At 38.4% G+C, this 22,757-nt stretch carries 27 protein-coding genes, 1 riboswitch and 1 other annotated feature; of the genes, 25 read left to right on the forward strand and 2 right to left on the reverse strand.

The genetic code is table 11. The features are described 5' to 3' along the window. Positions 1 to 30 precede the first annotated feature (30 nt). A riboswitch (M-box (ykoK) riboswitch) is annotated at positions 31 to 196 on the forward strand. A 246-nt stretch (positions 197 to 442) separates the two neighbouring features. The 15 genes from SJW71_RS08135 (at position 443) to SJW71_RS08205 (ending at position 14,435) form a co-directional block, all read left to right on the forward strand. Next, on the forward strand, positions 443 to 1,408 hold the full coding sequence (locus tag SJW71_RS08135; RefSeq protein ID WP_322611609.1) for a magnesium transporter CorA family protein: 966 nt from the start codon (positions 443 to 445) through the stop codon (positions 1,406 to 1,408). A gap of 68 nt (positions 1,409 to 1,476) precedes the next feature. Then, positions 1,477 to 1,692, forward strand: a binding site (T-box leader). Positions 1,693 to 1,807: 115 nt separating this feature from the next. Next, positions 1,808 to 4,468: an alanine--tRNA ligase gene (gene alaS, locus SJW71_RS08140; RefSeq protein ID WP_312506729.1), complete on the forward strand. Its 2,661-nt coding sequence runs from the start codon at positions 1,808 to 1,810 to the stop codon at positions 4,466 to 4,468. An 88-nt stretch (positions 4,469 to 4,556) separates the two neighbouring features. Then, positions 4,557 to 4,823, forward strand: a complete 267-nt coding sequence (locus tag SJW71_RS08145; protein ID WP_004226839.1) for an IreB family regulatory phosphoprotein — start codon at positions 4,557 to 4,559, stop codon at positions 4,821 to 4,823. 2 nt (positions 4,824 to 4,825) lie between these two features. Further along, positions 4,826 to 5,242, forward strand: coding sequence for a Holliday junction resolvase RuvX (gene ruvX / locus SJW71_RS08150; RefSeq protein WP_274793868.1), 417 nt, complete (start codon positions 4,826 to 4,828; stop codon positions 5,240 to 5,242). Between the two features lie 18 nt (positions 5,243 to 5,260). Next, positions 5,261 to 5,569, forward strand: coding sequence for a DUF1292 domain-containing protein (locus SJW71_RS08155; RefSeq protein ID WP_274793867.1), 309 nt, complete (start codon positions 5,261 to 5,263; stop codon positions 5,567 to 5,569). Between the two features lie 825 nt (positions 5,570 to 6,394). Beyond that, the gene (locus SJW71_RS08160; RefSeq protein WP_274793866.1) at positions 6,395 to 6,925 is read left to right on the forward strand and encodes a DUF1292 domain-containing protein; all 531 of its coding nucleotides are present in this window, start codon (positions 6,395 to 6,397) and stop codon (positions 6,923 to 6,925) included. Between the two features lie 148 nt (positions 6,926 to 7,073). Further along, the gene (gene mltG, locus SJW71_RS08165) at positions 7,074 to 8,201 is read left to right on the forward strand and encodes an endolytic transglycosylase MltG (protein WP_322611608.1); all 1,128 of its coding nucleotides are present in this window, start codon (positions 7,074 to 7,076) and stop codon (positions 8,199 to 8,201) included. A gap of 284 nt (positions 8,202 to 8,485) precedes the next feature. After that, a complete protein-coding gene (locus SJW71_RS08170) occupies positions 8,486 to 9,118 on the forward strand; it encodes an O-methyltransferase (RefSeq protein WP_274793864.1) in 633 nt (210 codons plus the stop codon). Between the two features lie 5 nt (positions 9,119 to 9,123). Continuing rightward, positions 9,124 to 10,056 (forward strand): peptidase U32 family protein, encoded by a 933-nt coding sequence (locus SJW71_RS08175; protein ID WP_322611607.1) that lies wholly within the window; start codon positions 9,124 to 9,126, stop codon positions 10,054 to 10,056. 14 nt (positions 10,057 to 10,070) lie between these two features. Further along, positions 10,071 to 11,351, forward strand: coding sequence for a peptidase U32 family protein (locus tag SJW71_RS08180; RefSeq protein ID WP_274793862.1), 1,281 nt, complete (start codon positions 10,071 to 10,073; stop codon positions 11,349 to 11,351). Next, complete coding sequence (gene udk, locus SJW71_RS08185) at positions 11,351 to 11,989, forward strand: uridine kinase (RefSeq protein WP_274793861.1); 639 nt, start codon at positions 11,351 to 11,353, stop codon at positions 11,987 to 11,989. The genes SJW71_RS08180 and udk overlap by 1 nt, the downstream gene beginning before the upstream one ends. Positions 11,990 to 12,164: 175 nt before the next feature. After that, entirely contained in the window at positions 12,165 to 12,653 is a 489-nt protein-coding gene (greA, locus tag SJW71_RS08190) for a transcription elongation factor GreA (protein WP_274793860.1), read from the forward strand. A gap of 156 nt (positions 12,654 to 12,809) precedes the next feature. After that, positions 12,810 to 13,475, forward strand: a complete 666-nt coding sequence (locus SJW71_RS08195) for a YrrS family protein (protein WP_312506726.1) — start codon at positions 12,810 to 12,812, stop codon at positions 13,473 to 13,475. 59 nt (positions 13,476 to 13,534) lie between these two features. Beyond that, positions 13,535 to 14,227, forward strand: a complete 693-nt coding sequence (gene mtnN / locus SJW71_RS08200) for a 5'-methylthioadenosine/S-adenosylhomocysteine nucleosidase (protein ID WP_407134139.1) — start codon at positions 13,535 to 13,537, stop codon at positions 14,225 to 14,227. Positions 14,228 to 14,294: 67 nt separating this feature from the next. Beyond that, entirely contained in the window at positions 14,295 to 14,435 is a 141-nt protein-coding gene (locus SJW71_RS08205) for a 5'-methylthioadenosine nucleosidase (RefSeq protein ID WP_274793857.1), read from the forward strand. A 129-nt stretch (positions 14,436 to 14,564) separates the two neighbouring features. Here SJW71_RS08205 and sigK read toward each other — a convergent pair whose 3' ends face one another. Then, on the reverse strand, positions 14,565 to 15,272 hold the full coding sequence (gene sigK / locus SJW71_RS08210; protein WP_274793856.1) for an RNA polymerase sporulation sigma factor SigK: 708 nt from the start codon (positions 15,270 to 15,272) through the stop codon (positions 14,565 to 14,567). A gap of 86 nt (positions 15,273 to 15,358) precedes the next feature. Next, positions 15,359 to 15,859, reverse strand: coding sequence for a CDP-diacylglycerol--serine O-phosphatidyltransferase (pssA, locus tag SJW71_RS08215; protein ID WP_274797356.1), 501 nt, complete (start codon positions 15,857 to 15,859; stop codon positions 15,359 to 15,361). A 136-nt stretch (positions 15,860 to 15,995) separates the two neighbouring features. Between pssA and SJW71_RS08220 the strand changes: the two genes are divergently transcribed. From SJW71_RS08220 to SJW71_RS08265, 10 genes are all read left to right on the forward strand, one after another. Continuing rightward, positions 15,996 to 16,778: a phosphatidylserine decarboxylase gene (locus SJW71_RS08220; protein ID WP_274793855.1), complete on the forward strand. Its 783-nt coding sequence runs from the start codon at positions 15,996 to 15,998 to the stop codon at positions 16,776 to 16,778. Positions 16,779 to 16,814: 36 nt separating this feature from the next. After that, positions 16,815 to 17,336: a YqeG family HAD IIIA-type phosphatase gene (locus tag SJW71_RS08225; protein ID WP_312506724.1), complete on the forward strand. Its 522-nt coding sequence runs from the start codon at positions 16,815 to 16,817 to the stop codon at positions 17,334 to 17,336. Then, complete coding sequence (yqeH, locus tag SJW71_RS08230; protein WP_274793853.1) at positions 17,333 to 18,436, forward strand: ribosome biogenesis GTPase YqeH; 1,104 nt, start codon at positions 17,333 to 17,335, stop codon at positions 18,434 to 18,436. Before SJW71_RS08225 ends, yqeH begins: the two co-directional genes overlap by 4 nt. A 32-nt stretch (positions 18,437 to 18,468) precedes the next feature. After that, positions 18,469 to 19,299, forward strand: a complete 831-nt coding sequence (aroE, locus tag SJW71_RS08235; RefSeq protein WP_274793852.1) for a shikimate dehydrogenase — start codon at positions 18,469 to 18,471, stop codon at positions 19,297 to 19,299. Between the two features lie 5 nt (positions 19,300 to 19,304). Beyond that, complete coding sequence (gene yhbY, locus SJW71_RS08240) at positions 19,305 to 19,607, forward strand: ribosome assembly RNA-binding protein YhbY (protein WP_205444536.1); 303 nt, start codon at positions 19,305 to 19,307, stop codon at positions 19,605 to 19,607. Between the two features lie 9 nt (positions 19,608 to 19,616). Then, positions 19,617 to 20,207 carry a nicotinate-nucleotide adenylyltransferase gene (locus tag SJW71_RS08245; protein WP_429978711.1) on the forward strand — a complete coding sequence of 197 codons (591 nt, stop codon included), beginning with the start codon at positions 19,617 to 19,619 and terminating at the stop codon, positions 20,205 to 20,207. Beyond that, entirely contained in the window at positions 20,176 to 20,748 is a 573-nt protein-coding gene (yqeK, locus tag SJW71_RS08250; RefSeq protein ID WP_429978712.1) for a bis(5'-nucleosyl)-tetraphosphatase (symmetrical) YqeK, read from the forward strand. The genes SJW71_RS08245 and yqeK overlap by 32 nt, the downstream gene beginning before the upstream one ends. Further along, positions 20,745 to 21,089 carry a ribosome silencing factor gene (rsfS, locus tag SJW71_RS08255; RefSeq protein WP_274793849.1) on the forward strand — a complete coding sequence of 115 codons (345 nt, stop codon included), beginning with the start codon at positions 20,745 to 20,747 and terminating at the stop codon, positions 21,087 to 21,089. Before yqeK ends, rsfS begins: the two co-directional genes overlap by 4 nt. Further along, entirely contained in the window at positions 21,090 to 21,830 is a 741-nt protein-coding gene (locus tag SJW71_RS08260; RefSeq protein ID WP_274793848.1) for a class I SAM-dependent DNA methyltransferase, read from the forward strand. A 223-nt stretch (positions 21,831 to 22,053) separates the two neighbouring features. Further along, a complete protein-coding gene (locus SJW71_RS08265; protein WP_322611605.1) occupies positions 22,054 to 22,683 on the forward strand; it encodes a helix-hairpin-helix domain-containing protein in 630 nt (209 codons plus the stop codon). Positions 22,684 to 22,757 lie beyond the last annotated feature (74 nt).

Here is a 22,757-nt window from a genome sequence, read left to right on the forward strand (position 1 = left end):
TCCGCTATGATTTGTAGGAATAAAAGAATAAACTCCCTTCGTTAGGTGAGGCTCCTATGCTGGAGATACGCTACTACCCAAAAATGTCGAGAGACGCCAATGGGTCAACAGAAATCATCGAAATAAGGTGTTTTTTAACGTAGCTGGACATAATCCTATGCCGCATAGTGCTAAAACTCAACGTTTGAAGGTAACAAGCATGCAATGTTTTTTATTGCTATTTTTTGATATGTGTATTCAACACGCCTTCATTCGTAGAAGGCGTGTTTTTGTTATGAAAGGAAGGTGATGAGAAATGGATAGTAGTCCTGAGCCGAATAAGTACTATTTAGGTAAACAGCAACAATTAAAAAGTCGTCAATTTCTGATCACCGACGCAGACAAAAGGTAAGTTTGATTACCTTTTGTTACTTTCTCATAACAAAACACGAGGTGAAGTATAATGATTAAAATTCACTATTATGAAAGCAATAGTAAGACAGTGCAACATGATTTCAATATGCTTGATATACAACTTCCTATTCCTAACGGAGATTTATTATGGGTGGATTTATATGCTTATCAATATAATGAATTAAATAATATAGCAGATGTCTTTGGCTTTCATCCACTAGCAGTGGAAGATTGCTTACATGAAGGATCACGTCCTAAAATGGATAACTATGGTGATTATAAATTTTTTGTTTTCCATGCGCCTATCTACAATGAAAAAAGTAACAATGAAATTACAACTGTTGAGTTAAATATTTTTATGGGGCCAAATTATGTAGTCACTGTTCATAAACAGAAATTACAATGGCTTGGTCATATGGAAAAGGTTTGCTTCAATAGTTCAACGTATATGGAAAAAGGCACTGATTTTTTACTGCATACGATTATTGATGGAATTACAGATGAGTATTTTCCGGTATTAGAGCGCATCCGAGCACGCATTGATGAACTGGAAGAAGAAATTTATGATTATCAACCAAAAGTCGTTACCGAGGAATTTCTTGCGCTGAAGCGGAACATTATTTTAATTCGCCAAGCTATTATGCCGCAAAGAAGAATTTTTTCAACTATGAATGGTCAATGGAAATTTGACATTCAAGAAGATAATATTCCATTCTATAAAGATTTAAATGACCATTTAGAACGTCTTGTTGATTCTACGGAGACCTATCGTGATTTAGTCAACAGTACGCTAGATACGTATTTTTCAATTATTAGTGGGAAATCTATTGAAAAACTAAACTTATTAACGGTGATCTCGACAATTATGTTACCACTTTCTGTGATTACTAGCTTTTTTGGTATGAATGTACCTTTACCTTATCAAGACTCGCCGATTACAACAATTACGATCAGTGCCTTCTTAGTGTTATTTACATGGGGCATGTGGGTCTATTTCAAAAAAATGATTGCATAGCTATCGTTTGTTATACTAGTACTAATTGACAGCACAATAATTTTTTTTTATAATTTTCGATAGAAAAAGTAAAAACGATGATGGAGACAGTACGTATTTGTGTGTGAAAAGAAAGGGATTTCTAGGCTGAAAAAATCCTCACAACAGCAAATGCCGAAAGCTACTCCAGAGTGCAGCTAATCCCTGCCGTTCACTGACGTTACAAGTGCTAAAGAGGTAAGTAAGAGCGTTTACTTACAACTAGGGTGGTACCGCGAGACAAATGACAAGTCCTCGTCCCTTTTTTGGGGATGAGGGCTTTTTTTATTTTCTTCGGTAGAACCTTAAAGGTGTAATTCATGTAGATTGCAGGATTCATATCGTGATTTTACAATATAAAAAATAGGAGGAATTTATCCAATGAAAGCAGTAGATATTCGCCGAATGTATTTGGAATTTTTTAAAGAAAAGGGGCATCATCATGAGCCATCAGCACCTCTTGTGCCAATAAATGATCCATCATTACTTTGGATTAACTCTGGTGTTGCGACACTTAAACCGTATTTTGATGGTCGTGTCATTCCTGATAATCCACGTATTACAAACGCACAAAAATCAATACGTACAAATGATATTGAGAATGTTGGGAAAACGGCTCGTCACCATACGTTCTTTGAAATGCTTGGAAACTTCTCTATTGGTGACTACTTCAAAAAAGAGGCTATTCATTATGCATGGGAGTTTTTAACAGATAAGAAGTGGATGGGCTTTGATCCAGAATTATTATCGATTACAATTCACCCTGAAGATCAAGAAGCTTATGATGTGTGGCATCAAGAAATTGGTATTCCAGAAGAACGTTTAATTCGTTTAGAAGGGAACTTCTGGGATATCGGAGAAGGTCCATCTGGTCCGAACTCAGAGATTTTTTATGATCGTGGCGTAGAATACGGCTCAGATGAAAATGACCCTGAGATGTACCCAGGTGGGGAGAATGAACGTTATCTTGAAATTTGGAACCTTGTGTTTTCTCAATTTAACCATAATCCTGATGGCACTTACACGCCACTACCAAAACAAAATATTGATACAGGTATGGGCTTAGAGCGTATTGTATCCGTTGTTCAAAATGTACCAACGAACTTTGATACAGATTTATTTATGCCAATTATTGAAAAAATCGAGGAATTTGCTAACCGTCAATATAAACGTCCGTCCGAAGTAGACTTAAATGAAATTTTCGGCTCAGAGGAAGATATTAATACACCATTTAAAGTGATTGCAGACCATATTCGTACAGTAGCATTCGCAATTGGTGATGGAGCACTTCCTTCAAACGAAGGCCGTGGCTATGTACTTCGTCGCTTATTACGTCGTGCTGTTCGTTATGCAAAACAAATTGGTATTGAAAAACCATTTATGTTTGAATTAGTGCCAACTGTGGGTAAAATTATGGAAGACTTCTATCCAGAGGTAACGGAAAAATGTGAATTTATTCAACGCGTTATTAAAAATGAAGAACTTCGTTTCCATGAAACATTAGATGGAGGTCTTGCTATCTTTAATGAAGTAGTTGAATCACAAAAAGCAGCAGGCCATGATTATATTCCAGGTGCAGATGCTTTCCGTTTATATGATACTTATGGCTTCCCTATCGAATTAACAGAGGAATACGCAGAGGAAGTAGGCATGAAAGTAGATCATGATGGCTTCGAGGCGGCGATGGAAGAGCAACGTGAGCGCGCTCGTGCAGCACGTCAAGATGTTGATTCCATGCAAGTACAAAATGAGGTATTAGCAAACTTAACAGTTGCAAGTGAATTTGTTGGCTATGATACGTTAACAGCTAATACTGAAATTGCTGCAATGATCGTCAATGGCCAAGTTTCCAAAGTAGCTTCAGAAGGTCAAGAAGCATTAGTCATTTTAGCAAAAACACCTTTCTATGCTGAAATGGGCGGTCAAATTGCCGACAGCGGTACAATTTCAAATGATAGCTTTACTGCTGTAGTTAAAGATGTTCAAAAAGCACCAAATGGGCAACCGCTTCATACTGTAGTAGTTGAATCTGGTGAAATGCATGTAGAAGATGCAGTGCAAGCAGTAGTAAATCGTGATGACCGTAATTTAATTATTAAAAACCATACAGCAACACATATTATGCAACGTGCATTAAAAGATGTGTTAGGCGACCATGTTAACCAAGCTGGTTCTTATGTAGGTCCTGACCGTTTACGTTTTGACTTCTCACACTTTGGTCAAGTTACAAAAGAAGAGTTACAACAAATCGAACGTATTGTAAATGAAAAAGTGTGGGATGATATAGAGGTCATTATTGAAGAAAAAGCTATAGATGAAGCGAAAGCAATGGGTGCAATGGCATTGTTCGGTGAAAAATATGGTGATGTTGTTCGTGTAGTTTCAATCGGAGATTATTCTATTGAGCTATGTGGTGGTATTCATGTAAAACGTTCTTCTGAAATCGGCTTCTTCAAAATTGTTTCAGAAGGTGGTATTGGTGCAGGGACTCGCCGTATTGAAGCTGTTACAGGTAAAGTTGCTTATGAAGCGGTTAAAGAAGAAGAGGCTCTATTAAATGAAGCAGCTGCATTATTAAAAGCAAACCCTAAAGATATCGTAACGAAAGTTCAGGCATTACAAGCTGACTATAAAGAATTACAACGTGAAAATGAAGCTTTATCGCAAAAAATCGCTAATGCTCAAGCAGGAGCTATTGTTGATGCAGCACAGACAATTGGAGATGTGACGGTTCTATCTACAAAAGTAGAAGCGAAGGATAACAATCAACTGCGTCAAATGATGGATGACCTGAAAGCGAAAATGCCAAAAGCAGTTATCGTACTAGGGGCTGTTGATGGCGAAAAAGTAATGCTATGTGCAGGTGTTTCCAAAGAATTAGTTGGTGGCAATTACCATGCGGGGAATATTGTGAAAATGGTCGCAGAAGCATGTGGTGGTAAAGGTGGCGGTCGTCCAGATATGGCGATGGCAGGTGCAAAAGATGCTTCAAAACTTGATGAAGCACTACTTTCTGTGTATGATTATGTTAAATCCATTTAATTAATTCACCAAAACATGTTATAATAAAGAGAAATTGGAGATGAGCTTGTTTGCACATCTCCTTATTTCTGAAAGCGAGGTGCTGGTCATGAGTTCATTTGATCAAACGATGAAATTTAATTTTCCAGAAGAATCAATGGAACAGGAAGTCAAGCAGGTAATGTTGAAAGTACATTCTTCATTAGAGGAAAAGGGATATAATCCTATCAATCAGATTGTTGGTTACTTACTTTCTGGTGATCCGGCGTATATTCCTCGCCATCAGGATGCTCGTAATTTAATTCGCAAGCTTGAGCGTGACGAAATTCTAGAAGAGCTTGTTAAATTTTATATCAAAAAGAATAACGAGGACTAGAAATGAGAATTATGGGATTAGACGTTGGGTCAAAAACCGTAGGCGTTGCTGTAAGTGATGCACTCGGTTGGACCGCCCAAGGTATTGAAACCGTAAAAATTGATGAAGCGAATGGTGAGTTCGGCATTGAACGTATCGCCGAGCTAGTAAAGGAATACACTATAACAGAATTTGTTGTAGGTTTTCCGAAAAACATGAATAATACGGTTGGACCGCGTGGAGAGGCTTCTGAGAACTATAAAAAGCTATTAGAAGAACATTTCTCACTACCGGTCAAATTATGGGATGAACGTCTAACAACGATGGCTGCTGAACGTATGTTAATCGAGGCGGACGTGAGTCGCAAAAAGCGTAAGCAGGTCATTGATAAAATGGCAGCAGTGATGATTTTACAAGGCTACTTAGATAGCAAAAATTAATTGATGAGGTGACAATACATGGCACAAGAGCATAACCATGAAGAAGAATTACACGTTCAACACATTACAGTGATTGACGAGAACGGAAATGAGCAGCTTTGTGAAGTGATTCACGTTCATGAATCTCCAGAGTTTGGGAAATCATACGTATTTTACTCAATGGTAGGCGCAGAAGAAGATGAAGATGGTTCAGTTGAAATTTTCGTATCTTCATTCGTACCTTCTGAAAATGGTGAAGATGGTGAATTAACACCAATTGAAACTGAAGCAGAGTGGGATATGGTAGAGGACGTTTTAAACGCTTTAGAGGATGAATACGAAGACTAATCTTCTTACTTAAAGCTTGGAACAAGGATCGCAACTTGCAGTCCTTGTTCCTTTTTTATTGGGGTCTATTTTATAGGGGTGCGGAAAACCTTAAATATGTGAATCCGATTGTGTTTAGAGAGTAGAAAGGTTGTTAATGATAAATGAGATTGCTTATAAACTGGCAGGGTTCGCTTAAGAATAGAGGATAAGCGCTCATGTATTGGCAGGACTCGCTCGCAAATGAGTAGAAAGCGGTCATAAACAGGTGGTAGCCGCTCGGAAGTGAATGGTAAGCGCTCATAAACTAGTTGTAGCCGCTCGCAAGTGAGGAGAAAGTGCTCATAAACAGGTAGGAGCCGCTCGCAAGTGAGTAGAAAGCGCTCATAAACTAGTTGTAGCCGCTCGGAAGTGAAGGGTAAGTGCTCATAAACAGGCTGAAGCCGCTCGGAAGTGAAGGGTAAGCGCTCATAAACTAGTTGTAGCCGCTCGGAAGTGAAGGGTAAGCGCTCATAAACTAGTTGTAGCCGCTCGCAAGTGAGTAGAAAGCGCTCATAAACAGGCTGAAGCCTCTCGGAAGTGAAGGGTAAGTGCTCATAAACAGGCTGAAGCCGCTCGGAAGTGAAGGGTAAGCGCTCATAAACAGGTGGTAGCCGCTCGGAAGTGAGTAGAAAGCGCTCAAACATAGGCAGGCCCCGCTCGCAAGCAGAGTGAAACTGCTCAAAAGGTAATCCCCAATCCTACCTAGATATAGGATGAAAGCATTTAAAAAGTAACTAGCTTAATTAAGAAAACAAAAAATACTCAATAACATGACAATAAACTGTCATAAAAGGAGGAAATCGAATGAATGAAGAAACGCAAGAATTTATGATAATCGGAAAAGATGGGAAGGAACAACGCTGCCATGTGGTCTTTACATTTGATGCAGAAGACAAGTCCTATGTGTTATTTTCAATTTTAGATGAGAGTGGTCAAGAAATCCCAGGTGATCTTTCAGCGATGACATTTGATTATGATGACAATAGTGGTGAGATGATAAATTTACAACCTGTTGAAACAGATGCGGAGTGGGAAATGATTAATGAAGTGGTGTTAACACTTCTTGATGAGTTTGAGGAAGATGAACCACAACTTATTACGGTGACAGAGGAAGACGGGACAGATCATGTTTGTGAGGTTATTCATACGTTTTCATCTGAGCAATTTGGCAAATCGTATGTTTTATATGTTCAAGCGACGGATGAACCTATTGACGAACGAGATATATTTGCTGCACAATATATTGCTGGAAACGATGGACAAATTGAAGAATTGTTGCCGATTGAGACGGATGAAGAGTGGGAATTTGTTGAGGAAGTATTAAATACTTTATAGTTTGAACGATTTCTTTAAGCTCAAAAATCTGCTAACAATGATTGTTGGCAGATTTTTTACATATGTAATTTCTCCTGAATTGTCGATTTCTGTTTGTCGTGAAAGTTGATTTCTAGTATGATAATGTTTAGTGATAGGGGGGAAACCCGTGGATAACGGTTCTAAAAAACAAGAAATGTTTTCAAAAATGCAAGAAAGAAAATCTGAGGTAAAAGTTGTGAGAAAAATCGTTGCAATTATTGCCGTTGTTTTCGTGCTTATAATAGGTGTAGTTGGATTATTTGGGTACAACTATGTAAAGGGTGCATTAAAACCACTTGATCCTAATGCAACAAAAACAATAGCAGTAGAAGTACCAATAGGTTCGAGTTTAACCTCCATTTCTACATTACTAGAGAAAAAAGGTGTCATTAAAGATGCACGTGTTTTTAAATACTATGCTAAATTTAAAAATGAATCTCAATTCCAGGCAGGAAATTATGATTTAACACAGGCAATGACATTTGATGAACTCATTGAAAGCTTGAAAACAGGGAAAGTATATCGTAAGCCAGTCTTTACGATGACTGTTCCGGAAGGCTTAACACTTGAGCAAATTGGTAAGGTAATTGAAAAGAAAACACCATACACACAAAAAGAATTTATGGATCTTGTGACAAGTGAAGAATTTGTGCAACAAATGATGGCAAACTATCCTGAGCTTGTAACAGATGCTGTGTTAGCAGATAACATTCGCTATGACTTAGAGGGCTATTTATACCCAGCGACCTATTCTTACTTTGAAGAAAAACCATCTTTACAATCAATCGTAGAAGAGATGATAGCAGCCACAAATAATGTGGTTAAGAACTATCATGATGTTTTAGCAGAAAAACAAATGTCAGTTCATCAACTATTAACGTTTGCTTCATTATTGGAGGAGGAAGCTACTGCTCAAACAGATCGAGAGACAATAGCAAGCGTCTTCTATAATCGTATTAACGAAGGAATGCCTTTACAAACAGACCCAACTGTTTTATATGCACTTGGAGATCATAAAGATCGTGTTCTATTTGAGGACTTAGAAGTCGATAATGCCTATAATACTTACAAAAATAAAGGCCTACCACCTGGACCAATAGCTGGTGCTGGTAAGACTTCGATTGAGGCTACCTTGAACCCAAGTCAAACAGATTATTTCTATTTCTTAGCAGATAAAGAGGGTGTCAACCACTTCTCGAAAACATATGATGAACATTTACAGAAAATAGCAAAATATTTACAAAAAGAAGAGTAAGCTTATGTAAAGCTTAAAAAGCATATAGCAAACAGATGGATAGAAGGAAAGAAAAATAGCTTTCCTTCTATTTTCATGCTATTATAAAGTGTGATTTTTGATCAATCCGTTCATTTATGCGGGACAAATATGCGTGGTGGCAATTGTTTGCATATCTAAACAATTGCTCATTTTTGTATGGCAAAGTACCAAGACATCACGTTTGGTCTTTTTCTTTTTGTTGATAAATGATGAAGTACAGACAACAGCAAAATGCTTGTTGCTTTTTAAATGAGGGTGAAACAATGGAATTATCAGATGCATATATACAATCATTTATACAGCCACGTAATGAATTGCTTTTAGAAATGGAAGCATATGCGGAGGAGAATCATGTACCGATAATGCAACTAGCAGGGATTGATGCATTAAATCAACTGTTACGTATTCAAAATCCGTCAAAAATTTTAGAGATTGGCACGGCAATTGGTTATTCTGCTATTCGAATGGCGGAGGCTTTGCCTGACGTCCATATTGTTACAATTGAACGTGATGTAGAGCGTGTAACAAGGGCGAAAGCCTATATTGAACGTTCAACCGTATCACAACGAATTACGGTCATTGAAGGTGATGCTTTAGAGGTGGACGATGAGGCCATTCACACGACATTCGATGCTGTTTTTATCGATGCCGCAAAGGGACAATACCAACGCTTTTTTGAAAAATATGCCCCTTTAGTAAAATCAGGTGGAGTTTTGTATATCGATAATATGTACATGCATGGGTTGTCTGATTTAGATTTGAAGGATGTTCCACGTCGTAAGCGGACAATGATTCGCAATTTAAAAAACTTCACAGATTGGATCATGAAGCACCCGGATTATACAAGTGCTTTTTTACCAGTCGGTGACGGTTTATTACTATGCTTGAAGAGGTGACTACTATGAAAAAACCGGAATTGCTTGTGACACCACAATCAGTAGAACATATAAAAGCATTATTAGAAGCTGGAGCAGATGCTTTTGTCATTGGTGAACAACAATTTGGTCTACGTCTAGCAGGGGAGTTCTCTGTTGCTGAAGTGGAAGAAGCAACGAAGCTTATTCACGCAGCAGGTAAAAAGGTTTATGTTGCGGTCAATGCACTATTCCATAATGAGAAACTAGACGCACTTGCTGACTATTTAAAAGAAATGCAACGTATCGGAGTGGATCGTTTAATTTACGGGGATCCAGCGGTATTAATTATTCGTCGTGAGCAGGGCGTTACAATTCCATTACATTGGAACCCAGAGACAACTGCTACAAACTGGTTTACAGCGAACTATTGGGGAAAACGTGGTGCAACTCGTGCCGTGTTAGCACGCGAGCTTTCTCTTGATGAAGTATTAGAAATTAAAGAAAATGCCGAGGTGGAAATTGAGGTACAAGTACATGGTATGACTTGTATGTTCCAATCTAAACGTCCTTTACTTGGTCATTATTTCTTATACCAAGATAAAGTAATGGCTATTGAAAATCGTCAAGAAAATCGCAATATGTTCCTACATGATGATGAGCGAAATAATAAATATCCAATTTACGAAGATGTGAATGGAACACATATTTTCAGTCCAAATGATATGTGTATTATTGATGAGCTGGGCGAATTATTTGAAGGTGGCATTGATGCTCTGAAAATTGAAGGTGTTCTACAAACGGCTGACTATGTCGTAACGGTAACAGAAGCCTATCGTCAAGCTATTGATGCGTATTTTGATGAATCCGAAGAAGCCTATGAAGAGATAAAAGATACTTTATTAGCAAAAATTGAAGATATTCAACCAGCCATTAGACCATTAGATACAGGCTTTATCTTCAAGGAAACAGTTTACTAGGAGGGGGCAATAACATGGCATTAGCGTTAGAACAAAATGACAAAATCCGTGAGATTGTCGACGGTAAACGTGTCATTACTAAAAAACCAGAGCTACTTGCCCCAGCAGGTAGCTTAGAAAAATTAAAAGTCGCTGTTCATTATGGAGCAGATGCAGTATTTATCGGTGGACGAGAGTTTGGTCTTCGTTCCAATGCAGATAACTTCTCGATTGAAGAAATGCGTGAGGGTGTGGAGTTTGCCAATAAATACGGCGCAAAAATTTATGTGACAACAAACATTTTTGCCCACAATGAAAATATGGATGGCTTAGAGCGTTACCTAAAGGATATTGAATCAGCAGGCGTAACAGGTATTATCGTAGCGGATCCGCTGATTATCGAAACATGCCGTACAGCAGCACCTAAGCTTGAAATTCACCTTTCAACACAGCAATCGCTATCTAACTGGAAGGCAGTACAGTACTGGAAAGAAGAAGGCTTACATCGTGTCGTTTTAGCACGTGAGGTAGGCGGCGAAGAAATGAAGCTAATGAAGGAAAAGGTTGATATTGAAATCGAGGCCTTTGTTCATGGTGCAATGTGTATTGCCTATTCTGGTCGCTGTGTTCTGTCCAATCATATGACTGCGCGTGATTCCAACCGTGGTGGTTGCTGCCAATCATGTCGTTGGGACTATGATTTATACGAATTAGAAGATGGTGAAGAAAAAGCACTTTTCGATGATAATCATGCACCATTTGCTATGAGCCCAAAAGATTTAAAATTAATCGAAGCAATTCCTCATATGATTGAGCTTGGCATCGACTCTTTAAAAGTTGAAGGTCGTATGAAGTCCATTCACTATGTAGCGACAGTAGTTTCAGTTTATCGTAGAGTAATTGATGCCTATTGTGCTGATCCAGATAACTTTAAAATTAAACGAGAATGGCTTGAAGAGCTAGATAAATGTGCAAATCGTGATACAGCTGAAGCATTCTTCCATGATGCACCTGGCTTCGAAGAGCAAATGTTTGGTTTGCATGGTCGTAAAACAACGTATGAATTTGCTGGTTTGATCTTAGATCATGATCCAGAGACAAAAATTGTCACAATGCAGCAACGTAATTATTTTAAACCAGGTGATGAAGTGGAGTTCTTTGGACCTGAAATCGAGAACTTCCGAATGACAATGGGAGAAATATGGGATGAGGATGGCAATAGCCTAGATGCAGCCCGTCATCCATTACAAATTGTTAAATTTAAATGTGAGACACCATTAAAGCCGCATAACATGATGCGAAAGGAGAATAACTAATGGCAGTAAAGCGTCCAGTTGTCATCGGAATCGCTGGTGGTTCATGCTCAGGGAAAACGAGTGTGACACGTGCTATTTATGATGTTTTTCGCGATCATTCAGTTGTTGTCATTGAACAAGACTTTTATTATAAAGATCAGAGTCATTTAACATTTGAAGAGCGCCTAGGAACTAACTATGACCATCCGTTAGCTTTTGATAACGATTTATTAATTGAGCACATAAAAAAACTTTTAGTGCGTCAACCAATTGAAAAACCTGTTTACGATTACGTGCAGCATACGAGAGCACAAGAAGTCATTCATGTTGAGCCAGTGGATGTTATTATACTAGAAGGTATTCTAGTGCTAGAGGATGCTGATTTACGTGATTTAATGGATATTAAGTTATTTGTGGATACAGACTCGGATTTACGAATTATTCGTCGTATCATGCGTGATATTAAAGAGCGTGGACGTACAACAGATTCAGTAATTGAGCAGTATCTATCGGCGGTTCGACCTATGCATAATTTATTTATTGAACCAACAAAACGCTATGCTGATATCATTATTCCAGAAGGTGGGGATAATGAGGTAGCAATTGATTTAATGGTCACGAAAATTAAAACTATTCTTGAAACCGACAACGTATTGTAATAAGATAGAGTGGTATTGACAATATTTTCATGCATATTTTAAAAAGGTATGCATACTATTAGGTCAAAGCGTAATTTGAAAACGTTTAAAAATAATAAAATTCGATTAAGTGCAATTTCCAAGCATTTAGTCGAGTTTTATGTTTTTATATTGAAGAAACAAGGAGTGAAGGACTTTGGCAAATGAAAAACAGTACCCTATGACAGCTGAGGGGAAACGTAAATTAGAAGAAGAATTAGTAAAATTAGAAACTGAAACACGTAAAGAAATCGTTGAACGTATTAAAATAGCACGTGATTTTGGAGATCTTTCTGAAAACGCTGAGTATGATTCAGCAAAAGAAGAACAAGCCTTTTTAGAAGGTCGTATTTCTACATTAAAATCAATGATTCGTAACGCAGTCATTATTTCTGAGGATGAGACAGATAACAGTGTAGTATCACTTGGGAAAACGGTTACATTTGTAGAAATTATTAATGGTAAACCTTCGACAGAAGAAGAATCTTATACAATTGTTGGTTCAGCAGAGGCAGATCCTATGGAATTCCGTATCTCAAATGAATCACCAATTGCTAAAGGTCTACTAGGCCGCGCTGAAGGCGAAGAAGTAGTTGTTCAAACACCTGGTGGCGAAATGAAAGTAAAAATTATTTCTATTAAATAATGTTAACATGTACAAGCAGTTGGCCATTCTTTCCAAGAGAGGCTAACTGCTTTTACCATTATTTGATTATCAGGCTTCCTAGTAATTTAGTGAGTATAATTATTTTGCAAGTGCTGTCGAACTTGATAGAATATTTGCTAGAGAGGGGGAGACATTATGAGTGAACGACAAACTCGAAGTAGTCGTCATTTGCAGCCATCTCGTAATAAAAAGCTAGATAAACTATTGAATGTTTTAATTGGCGTTGTGGTCGTACTTATTATTATCACAGCAACCTATGTGTTTAAATGGCAAGATGATGCAGATCAAGCAGTAAAAGATGAGCCAGCTCAAGAGGAAAAGAGCGGTGATAAAGAAAAAGAAGTGGACAAAGAGCCTGCGAATGAAGAGGATAAAGATCTTGCTGTCGACGAAGAAAAACCTTCACAGGAAGAGGAAGAAGCGGAATCTGAGACATCACAAGAGGAGCAAGGTACACCTGAGGAATCGACTTCAGATAATCCTATTGTAGACAAGGTCATCACGAATAAAAACTGGCAGCCAACACCTACAACACAAACAGGCCAGCATGTGTCTTCATATGACGATACGTCTGTAGACTGGGCTGAAAAAGTAGCAACAGTTTCTACTGTGACAGGTATCGACCAAAGCAATATGATCATCTGGCGTATGCAAAATAATGGTGGTCCTAATTCAGCCATTGCAACGGTTTCAAGTAAAGATAAATCTCAAATGTACCGTGTCAGCATGGAATGGGTTGACAATGAAGGCTGGTTGCCTGTGAAGCTAGAGCAACTGAACACATTAGAAGGCGCCTATTGACGAAAATTACTCTTTTGATTATTTTTAATAGAGTTGATAAAGAAGGGAAGTAACAGTTCATGAAAATTGCAGTAATTGGCGCAATGGAAGAGGAAGTAGAGCTACTAAGAGCAGCATTAAACGATGCACAAAGTACAACCATCGCAGGTAGTGAATATACAACAGGAACTTATGAGGGTAAGGAAGTCGTGTTATTAAAAAGTGGTATTGGTAAGGTGAATGCTGCCATGTCTACGACAATACTTTTACATGAGTTTAAGCCAGATGTTGTCATTAATACAGGATCTGCAGGTGGGTATGATGAAGCTCTTGAGGTTGGCGCTGTAGTCATTTCCGATGAAGTTCGTCATCATGATGTAGATGTCACTATTTTCGGCTATGAAATCGGACAAATGGCTGGTATGCCGGCAGCCTATAAATCAGATGAACAATTGATGAAAGTAGCTGAAGAGGCTGTTAAGGCGGTTGGAGAGCATCAGTATGGTATTGGATTAATTTGCTCTGGGGATGCTTTTATGAATGATCCTGAACGCGTAGAAGCTGTTCGTCGTCATTTCCCTCAAATGAAGGCTGTAGAAATGGAAGCAGCAGCGGTTGCACAAGTGTGTTATCAATTTGCGACACCTTTTGTTGTCATTCGTGCGCTATCAGACATTGCTGGGAAAGAATCGAATATTAGCTTTGATGAGTTTTTACCAGTTGCTGCAAAGCATTCGACACAAGTAGTATTAAAAGCCATTGCCTCACTATAAACTACACAAAATGGTCAAAATGTGCTGATTTTTCTGTGAGAAAAATCACAGTTAGAATAAAGGACAAATGCTACACTTTAGACTAATCAATCTCTTCATAATAGAATGGGAGGCATTCACGATGTTATTTCTAACAGCGGGTGTAGTCATTTTAACAACTTTAATCGGCACACTGATTTCAGCAGAACTATCAGAATCAGCACATTAATAGTATGTATGACGGAAAAGCTCCTTTGCGACATAGTCATGTCGCAAGGGGCTTTTTTCTATGCCATGAAATAGGCACATCTTCCGCCAAAGAAGCATTGAATTTTTCTATTGTCCATTTTACAATAAATTATTCAACCGACTTTTGGTCTCGTTTGTACAGTTGGTAGAGTTTAATAAGTGCTCGTTTTTCAATGCGAGATACATAGCTTCGTGAAATATTTAATCGAGCAGCAATTTCCTTTTGTGTAAGTGCATCCTGTTGATTTAAGCCATATCGCAGTGTTACAATTTCAAGTTCGCGTTCATCAAGCATATGCAAATAATGATATAACTGTGCTACATGCTCTTTATGCTCCAACTTCTCTGTTGCACTTTCTTCATCACATTGAAGTAAATCACGAATTTGCAGTGCATTTCCGTCTTTATCAGTTCCGATAGGCTCAAACAAAGAAACGTCTTTCTGAACCTTTTTTTGTGTCCGTAGATGCATTAAAATTTCATTTTCAATACAACGAGCTGCATATGTGGCGAGTCGTGTTTTTTTGTCAGGGGTATAGCTCTCTACTGCTTTCATTAGACCGATTGTTCCTATGGAAATGTAATCATCGAGTTGCTCATGTTTTGGATGGAATTTTTTAACGACGTGCGCGACAAGCCTCATATTACGTTCGATCAGATCAAGACGCGCTTGCTCATCGCCACCTAAAAATCGTTCAATACAAGCAGCTTCCTCTTCTTTTGAAAAGGGTTTATGGAATGTTTGCCCCTTTAAGTAGCCAAGCAACGCAGGGATCTCAAGCCATAACTGCAACATTGATGTGAAAATTCCGCTCATTGAATGATTTCATCCTTTCCCCATTTTTCGACAGTATATGTTTAAAAGCTGTGGGAAATGAAAAAAGTGCAACAGCAAATGCGCTGTTACACTTTTTTTAACGTAAATGTACTAATCATTAGTAAAGCTAAAATGGGAAAAAGGAAAAGATAAAATGCCGGATGGAACGTATTGGCCGCGAAATACGTTAAAGTTAAGAACGTACCTGCAGCTGTAATAGGTAAACCTGTGAAATAACCATTCGCTTCACTAATATTGAAGCGAGCTAAACGCATCGCACCACAGACGATAAATAATACGGCCATCATCATGCCGGCAAAACCAAAATCAACTAGAACAACTTCATACATTAGTAATGCAGGCGCCACGCCAAATGATATAATATCACTCATAGAATCTAATTGTTTACCTAGCTCTGACACTTGTCCGAGCGCTCTCGCTACCTTACCATCGTAGCGATCAAGAAGAGCTGCAATAAAGATAAACAAGACACTATAGCTATAGTATTCATGTAAAGTGGCCATAATAGCCGCGCCTCCAAAGGACATATTACTAATTGTGATGAAGTTAGCTGCGTGCGATTTCATTTTCTTAACCGTGGTATCCACCAACTTGTGATAAAAAAACAAGGGGGATCACTCCTTTGCACTTAAGATATTGTACCATTATACTTCGAATGCGAAAAAATTGACAGTCTAAATTAATGGATAGGGGTTTTACTGAATGAAAGAAAAACTATATCAACGCTTGATAGAACTAACGAATGGTAAGCAATCTTCCCATCTTTTGCAGACAATTGCAAAAGCGAAGTGGAGTAAACGTATAATTCCAAGCTACATGAAGTTATACGATATTAACCTTGAAGAAGTTTCAAAAAAACAACAACAATTTTCATGTTTACATGATTTTTTTACAAGAGAACTGCTAGAAGATGCTCGGCCAATTGAAAAAGATCCAGCCATTTTTACCAGTCCAGTAGATGCTAAAGTGGAATCTTTTGGACGCATTGAGTGGGATATGACATTTCTTGTAAAGGGTAAACCCTATGCATTACAGGATTTACTCGGCAATACAGAACGAGCAGCACAATATGCGGATGGACATTATATCGTATTTTATTTAAGTCCTGCAGATTATCATCGTATCCATAGTCCGATTGATGGAGAAGTATTACGACAATATACACTTGGTCAGAAATCTTATCCTGTGAATCAGCTTGGTCTTACATACGGTAAAAAACCAATTTCTCATAATTATCGTTTAGTGACGGAATTGAAAGTAGACAATAAGCAACATGTAGCATTTATAAAAGTGGGCGCAACCTTTGTTAATTCAATTGTGCTTACTAATACAACAACGAAATGGCGTAAAGGGCAAGAAGTTGGTTATTTCTCATTTGGTTCTACCGTTGTGATGCTGTTTGAAAAGGATGCGATTGAATTTACGGATAATGTTGTTAAAGGAAGCCCAATTAGAATGGGTGAAGCCTTTGCAAATATGCTATAATGGTCGAATAATACGTTAAGATTAGGGGTCGCTATTTTGTATAATTTTTTATTACCAAACGAATTTGTGACGAATATTTTTGAAATTACACCAGAGAAGTTACAAGAATTAGGTATTAGAGGAATCATTACAGATTTGGATAATACGCTGGTTGAATGGGATCGTCCAGATGCCACTGAAGAGCTAATCATATGGTTACGCATTATGAAAGAATCAGGAATTCGTGTTATTATTGCGTCGAATAACAATGAGGCACGTGTAAAACATTTTGCTGAGCCATTAGGTATCCCATATATTCACAAGGCAAGAAAGCCACTTCGAAATGCTTTTTATAATGCGCTAATTCAGCTAGGTTTGCGTCCAAATGAAGTAGTGATGGTAGGAGATCAACTGCTTACAGATGTGATGGGTGCCAATCGCTTAGGTCTGCATACAGTGTTAGTTAAACCTGTTGCCCAATCGGATGGGCTTGTAACAAAATTGAATCGTTTCATTGAACGTCGCGTGTTTAATGATTTGAAACGAAAAGGAATTATAACTTGGGAGGAACAAGAATGATTGAAATGCCAAATTGTATTGGCTGTGGTACAACAATTCAAACAGAAGATAAAACAGCAGTTGGGTATGCACCCCCATCATCTTTAGAGAAGGATGTGGTCATTTGCCAACGTTGCTTCCGTTTGAAAAATTACAATGAAATTCAACCAGTGTCATTAACAGATGATGACTTTTTACGTATTTTAAATGGTCTTGGTACACAGCAAGGCTTAATCGTAAAAATTGTTGATATTTTTGACTTCAATGGGAGCTGGTTACCGGGGCTTCACCGCTTTGTAGGAAATAACCCAGTCCTGTTGATTGCCAATAAAGCAGATTTATTACCAAAATCGGTAAAACCTAAAAAAGTAATCAACTGGCTTAAACGAGAAGCAAAGGCTCTTGGTCTTCAGCCTGTCGATGTCCTGTTAGTAAGTGCTCATAAAGGCAAGGGGATGGCTGAAGCAATGGAAGCTATCGACGCGTACAGAAAAGGGCAAAATGTTTATGTTGTTGGTTGTACAAATGTTGGGAAATCTACGTTCATTAATCGTATTATTAAACAGGCAACAGGTGAAGGTGAAGTCATTACAACTTCTCATTTCCCTGGCACAACATTAGACATGATTGAAATTCCATTAGATGATGGTAGTGCATTATATGATACACCTGGTATTATTAATCATCATCAAATGGCTCATCATATTGATTCCAGTGAATTAAAATATATTATGCCGAAAAAAGAAATTAAACCAAAAGTTTATCAGCAAAATGCTGGACAAACTTTATTTATTGGGGCTTTAGCTCGATTTGATTTCATTCAGGGAGATCGCTCTGCCTTTACAATTCATGTAGCCAACGATTTACCAATTCATCGAACAAAGCTAGAGAAGGCAGATACGTTGTACGCAGAACATAAAGGAGAACTTCTGGCACCACCAACTGCAGATTTCATCGATCAACTACCGCCATTAGTTCGTCATGAGTTTTCTATTAAAGAAGCCAAAACAGATGTTGTTTTCTCTGGGCTGGGCTGGATTACAGTTCAACATGCCAATGTAGTAGTGGCAGCTTATGCACCAAAAGGTGTACAAGTTTCAATTCGTCCTTCCCTTATATAAATCGAAGGATAAAGTAGAGAGAGGGCTAGAAAATGAAGAAGTGGTTTGCAGTGATGGGTGATCCAATTGAACACTCAAAATCACCAGCCATGCATAATGCTTGGTTCGAGGACATGTCGATAGATGCGACATATATTCCTTTACATGTCCCTTCTGATCAATTAGAGTCAGCAGTGGCTGGTTTGAAAACATTAGGAGCAAGTGGTTGGAACGTTACAATTCCCCATAAAACAGCCATCATACCCTATTTAGATGAGCTAGATGAGCTGGCCCAAAAAATGGGTGCAGTGAATACAGTCGTACGAACAATGGAAGGAAAGCTGAAAGGCTATAATACAGATGGTATTGGTTTTGTTCGCTCACTTGAAGAAGCCGTTGGTACGTCGCATAAAGACAAGCCTGTGTTACTTGTTGGTGCTGGAGGCGCTGCTCGTGGTATTGCTTTTGCTATGCAGCAGCAAGGCTATAGCCATTTGTCCATTGCCAATCGTACAGTGGCTAATGCTCAAGCTATTATTGATGAAATGGGAATAGGTCGTGCGATTTCATTAAAAGAAGCAGAAGAGACTTTAGCTGATTTCAGCATTATTGTGCAAATGACATCGGCTGGCCTTGCCACGGGCAATTTTTCCATGCCATTTTCTTTAGATTTGCTTTCGAAAGGAGCAATTGTTGCAGATATTGTGTATAATCCATTAATGACGCCTTTTTTACAAGCAGCAGAAAAAAGGGGAGCAACGATTGTTACAGGTCTAGGGATGTTTGTACATCAAGGAGCCATCGCTTTTGAGCACTGGATAGGAAAGTATCCAAATACAAATTCAATGATTGTGCAGCTTAAGGCACAATTAGGAGGAAACTAATTTTTATGTTAACAGGTAAACAGAAACGTTTTTTACGTGCGGAAGCACATCATTTAACACCTATTTTCCAAGTAGGAAAAGGCGGCGTTAATGACGAAATGACAAAGCAAATTCGTGAGGCATTAGAAGTACGTGAACTAATTAAAGTACGTATTTTAGATAACTGTGAAGAAGATAAACATGAAGTTGCTGAAGCACTTGCAACAGGCGCACATGCAGAGCTTGTCCAATTAATCGGTCTTACAGTTGTTTTATATAAAGAATCACGCAATCATAAAAAGATTGTATTACCAAAAGCAACGAAATAAGGTGAAACGATGAAAAGGGTCGGTTTACTGGGAGGAACATTTAATCCTCCGCATATAGGGCATTTAATGATGGCAAATGAAGTTTTTCATGCGCTAGAATTAGATGAAATTCGTTTTATGCCTAATGCAATACCACCACATAAGCATGCTCGTTTCGATGCAAGTAATGCTGAACGACTTGAAATGGTGAAGCTGGCTATTCGTCCATTTTCATATTTTTCTGTAGAGTCGTATGAGGTTGAGAAGGGTGGCGTATCCTATTCCTATGAGACACTTTCAGCATTGTGTAGAAGAGAACCAAATGTGAAATTCCACTTTATCATCGGAGGAGATATGATTGATTCGCTCCATACATGGCATTGTATCGATGATTTAGTGAAACTTGTGCAATTTGTTGGAGTAAAGCGTCCAGGAACAACGGCTACGACAGATTACCCTGTATGTATGGTGGAAGTGCCTCAAATCGATTTATCGTCCACACTGATTCGTGAACGCCTTGCTACTGGAGGAACGGTGACATTTTTGCTACCAGAAGCGGTAGAGACGTTCATACGGAAGGAAGGTCTATATGGAACGCGAACAGTATTTAGCGGCGATTAAGCCAAGAATGCCTGAAAAACGGTATATCCATACAATCGGTGTAATGGAAACGGCAATTTCTTTAGCACAAAAATATGGGGAGGATGCGAAAAAAGCTGAAACAGCAGCAATCCTCCATGATATTGCTAAATATGCCGACATTGAATGGATGGAGGACATCGTTCGTGAAAAAAATTTAGATCCAAAACTAATTGGCTGGGGCAGTGAATTACTACACGGTCCGGTTGGTGCATATATAGCAGAAAGCGAGTTTGGCATCACTGATCAAGAGATACTAAATGCGATTCGTTTCCATACAACAGGACGCGCTAGTATGAGTCGTTTAGAAAAAATCATTTTTGTAGCAGATATGATTGAACCGAATCGCCGATTTGAAGGTGTCGATCGTCTGCGCAAAAAAGCTCAAAAAAATTTGGATAAGGCCATGAGTGCTTGTGTCCGCCATACATTGGCATTTTTAATAGACACAAAGCAGCCAATTTTTCCTTTATCAATAGAATGTTATAACGATATGATGAACAGAGAGGATAGTGAAGGATGACTTCAACTTTATTACAAGCAGCGTACAAAGCAATCGACGACAAACATGGTGAGGATATTGTCGTTTTAAATATGCAAGGAATTTCCCTTTTAGCGGATTATTTTATCATTGCTCACGGTAACTCAGATCGCCAAGTGCAAGCTATTGCGCGTGAATTGCAGGATATAGCGGAAAAAGAGGGCTATGAAATCCGCCGTATCGAGGGCTTCGATGCAGCTCGTTGGGTACTTGTAGACTTAGGTGATGTAGTGGCACATGTTTTCCATAAGGATGAGCGTGCTTATTATAATTTAGAGCGTCTATGGGGCGATGCACCACAATTAGACATGCCTGAGGCCTAAGTGAGTAGTTACGAACGCTTTGCCCATGTCTATGATGAGCTACAGAAGGATATTCCTTATAATCTTTATGTAGATTGGGTTGTACAACATGCACCAAGTAGTCAATATCCAGCATTGTTAGATATTGGTTGTGGAACGGGTGTGCTTAGCTTGTTATTTGCACAGGCTGGCTATAAGGTCAGCGGTATAGATTTATCAGAAGAGATGTTATCCATTGCTACAGAACGTTTTACTGCTGCAGGATATCATGCACCTTTATATTGTATGTCTATGGATGAATTAGACGGCTTTGAGGCATTGGACGTTGTTACAATTACTATAGACTCCCTTAATTATGTGATAGAGGAGCAAGCTGTCTATACGACATTAGAACGTATCTATCATGCTCTGCGAGACGGGGGACAGCTATTTTTTGACGTCCACTCCTTATTTAAAATGAATGAGATCTTTTTAGATGGACCGTTTACGTATGATGATGGAGATATTAGCTATGTATGGCATACAGAACCTGCAGATTACGAGCATTCCGTTATCCATCAAATGACTTTTTATGTTCGGGATATCGCGAGTGAATTATATGAGCGTTTTGACGAAGAGCATATTCAACGCACCTTCTCTATTGACCAGTATATGACTTGGTTGCGTACGATAGGTTTTGATCATGTTGAAATTACAGCAGATTTTACAGATGAAGCACCAGAATATGACAGCGAGCGCATTTTTATTCGTGCAGTAAAATAATTTAGAAAAGAGCCACATTGTTCAAGTAACAGTGTGGCTCTTTTGATGGAAAAGTCTTTGAATTGGTCGATAGAAAGGCTAGAGTGATGGATAGAACTCTAGGATAAAATGAGAGGAACGACGTTCTAAAACTATAGTTCTTTACCGGTTTGCAAATAACATGAGATAGTGTAAGATATATGTACCTCCATATGATTATCTTTTGCAAAGAAAGGGTGGTGCTATGCTCCAATCTTTATGGCAAAAGTATAAAAAAAGTATGTTATTCCCCGGCATACTCGTACTCTGTGGACTTTGTTACTTCTATTTTTCGAGTTCAGACTCTTCACCTCCCCAAGAAGAGCTCATCGAAACAATCCAACCTATTGAAGAAAATAACCTTATTGATTCGACTAAAGAAACGGCTATACAGCAAGTGTTTGTTGATATAAAGGGTGCTGTACTATACCCAGGTGTTTATGAGCTTCAGCAAGACCAACGTATTCGAGATGCTGTCCAACTTGCAGGCGGCTATACAGAGGATGCAGACACACAGCTTATAAATCATGCTCAAAAAGTGCAGGACGAAATGGTCATTTATATTCCCGAAAAAGGTGAACAACTAGAGGAAGGAACTACTAATTTTATTAGTTTGCCTGCTGAAAATAATAGTAATGAGCAAAAGATTAATATTAATAAAGCGGATGTGTCAGCTCTTTCAACATTGCCAGGTATTGGTCCCTCTAAAGCTCAAAGTATTCTTTCATACCGAGAGGAGAATGGTCCTTTTCAAACGATTGATGATTTAAAAAATGTTAGTGGCATCGGTGATAAAACATTTGAGAAGTTACAAGATTCTATTACCGTAAACTAAACCTTGTAGATTTTGTGATATTGACGCCCCTTTTCAAAAAGGGCTACACTATAGTAGAAAAACAAGAGAAAAAT

Source organism: Lysinibacillus sp. FW12, assembly GCF_050817245.1.
Lineage (GTDB): Bacteria > Bacillota > Bacilli > Bacillales_A > Planococcaceae > Lysinibacillus > Lysinibacillus irui.

Bases quoted from the DNA above. Each gene is read 5' to 3' on its own strand.
- SJW71_RS08135 (WP_322611609.1), top strand. From the start codon at position 443: ATGATTAAAATTCACTATTATGAAAGCAATAGTAAGACAGTGCAACAT.
- alaS (WP_312506729.1), top strand. From the start codon at position 1,808: ATGAAAGCAGTAGATATTCGCCGAATGTATTTGGAATTTTTTAAAGAA.
- SJW71_RS08145 (WP_004226839.1), top strand. From the start codon at position 4,557: ATGAGTTCATTTGATCAAACGATGAAATTTAATTTTCCAGAAGAATCA.
- ruvX (WP_274793868.1), top strand. From the start codon at position 4,826: ATGAGAATTATGGGATTAGACGTTGGGTCAAAAACCGTAGGCGTTGCT.
- SJW71_RS08155 (WP_274793867.1), top strand. From the start codon at position 5,261: ATGGCACAAGAGCATAACCATGAAGAAGAATTACACGTTCAACACATT.
- SJW71_RS08160 (WP_274793866.1), top strand. From the start codon at position 6,395: ATGAATGAAGAAACGCAAGAATTTATGATAATCGGAAAAGATGGGAAG.
- SJW71_RS08170 (WP_274793864.1), top strand. From the start codon at position 8,486: ATGGAATTATCAGATGCATATATACAATCATTTATACAGCCACGTAAT.
- SJW71_RS08175 (WP_322611607.1), top strand. From the start codon at position 9,124: ATGAAAAAACCGGAATTGCTTGTGACACCACAATCAGTAGAACATATA.
- SJW71_RS08180 (WP_274793862.1), top strand. From the start codon at position 10,071: ATGGCATTAGCGTTAGAACAAAATGACAAAATCCGTGAGATTGTCGAC.
- udk (WP_274793861.1), top strand. From the start codon at position 11,351: ATGGCAGTAAAGCGTCCAGTTGTCATCGGAATCGCTGGTGGTTCATGC.
- SJW71_RS08195 (WP_312506726.1), top strand. From the start codon at position 12,810: ATGAGTGAACGACAAACTCGAAGTAGTCGTCATTTGCAGCCATCTCGT.
- mtnN (WP_407134139.1), top strand. From the start codon at position 13,535: ATGAAAATTGCAGTAATTGGCGCAATGGAAGAGGAAGTAGAGCTACTA.
- SJW71_RS08205 (WP_274793857.1), top strand. From the start codon at position 14,295: ATGCTACACTTTAGACTAATCAATCTCTTCATAATAGAATGGGAGGCA.
- sigK (WP_274793856.1), bottom strand. From the start codon at position 15,272: ATGAGCGGAATTTTCACATCAATGTTGCAGTTATGGCTTGAGATCCCT.
- pssA (WP_274797356.1), bottom strand. From the start codon at position 15,859: ATGAAATCGCACGCAGCTAACTTCATCACAATTAGTAATATGTCCTTT.
- SJW71_RS08220 (WP_274793855.1), top strand. From the start codon at position 15,996: ATGAAAGAAAAACTATATCAACGCTTGATAGAACTAACGAATGGTAAG.
- yqeH (WP_274793853.1), top strand. From the start codon at position 17,333: ATGATTGAAATGCCAAATTGTATTGGCTGTGGTACAACAATTCAAACA.
- aroE (WP_274793852.1), top strand. From the start codon at position 18,469: ATGAAGAAGTGGTTTGCAGTGATGGGTGATCCAATTGAACACTCAAAA.
- yhbY (WP_205444536.1), top strand. From the start codon at position 19,305: ATGTTAACAGGTAAACAGAAACGTTTTTTACGTGCGGAAGCACATCAT.
- SJW71_RS08245 (WP_429978711.1), top strand. From the start codon at position 19,617: ATGAAAAGGGTCGGTTTACTGGGAGGAACATTTAATCCTCCGCATATA.
- yqeK (WP_429978712.1), top strand. From the start codon at position 20,176: ATGGAACGCGAACAGTATTTAGCGGCGATTAAGCCAAGAATGCCTGAA.
- rsfS (WP_274793849.1), top strand. From the start codon at position 20,745: ATGACTTCAACTTTATTACAAGCAGCGTACAAAGCAATCGACGACAAA.
- SJW71_RS08265 (WP_322611605.1), top strand. From the start codon at position 22,054: ATGCTCCAATCTTTATGGCAAAAGTATAAAAAAAGTATGTTATTCCCC.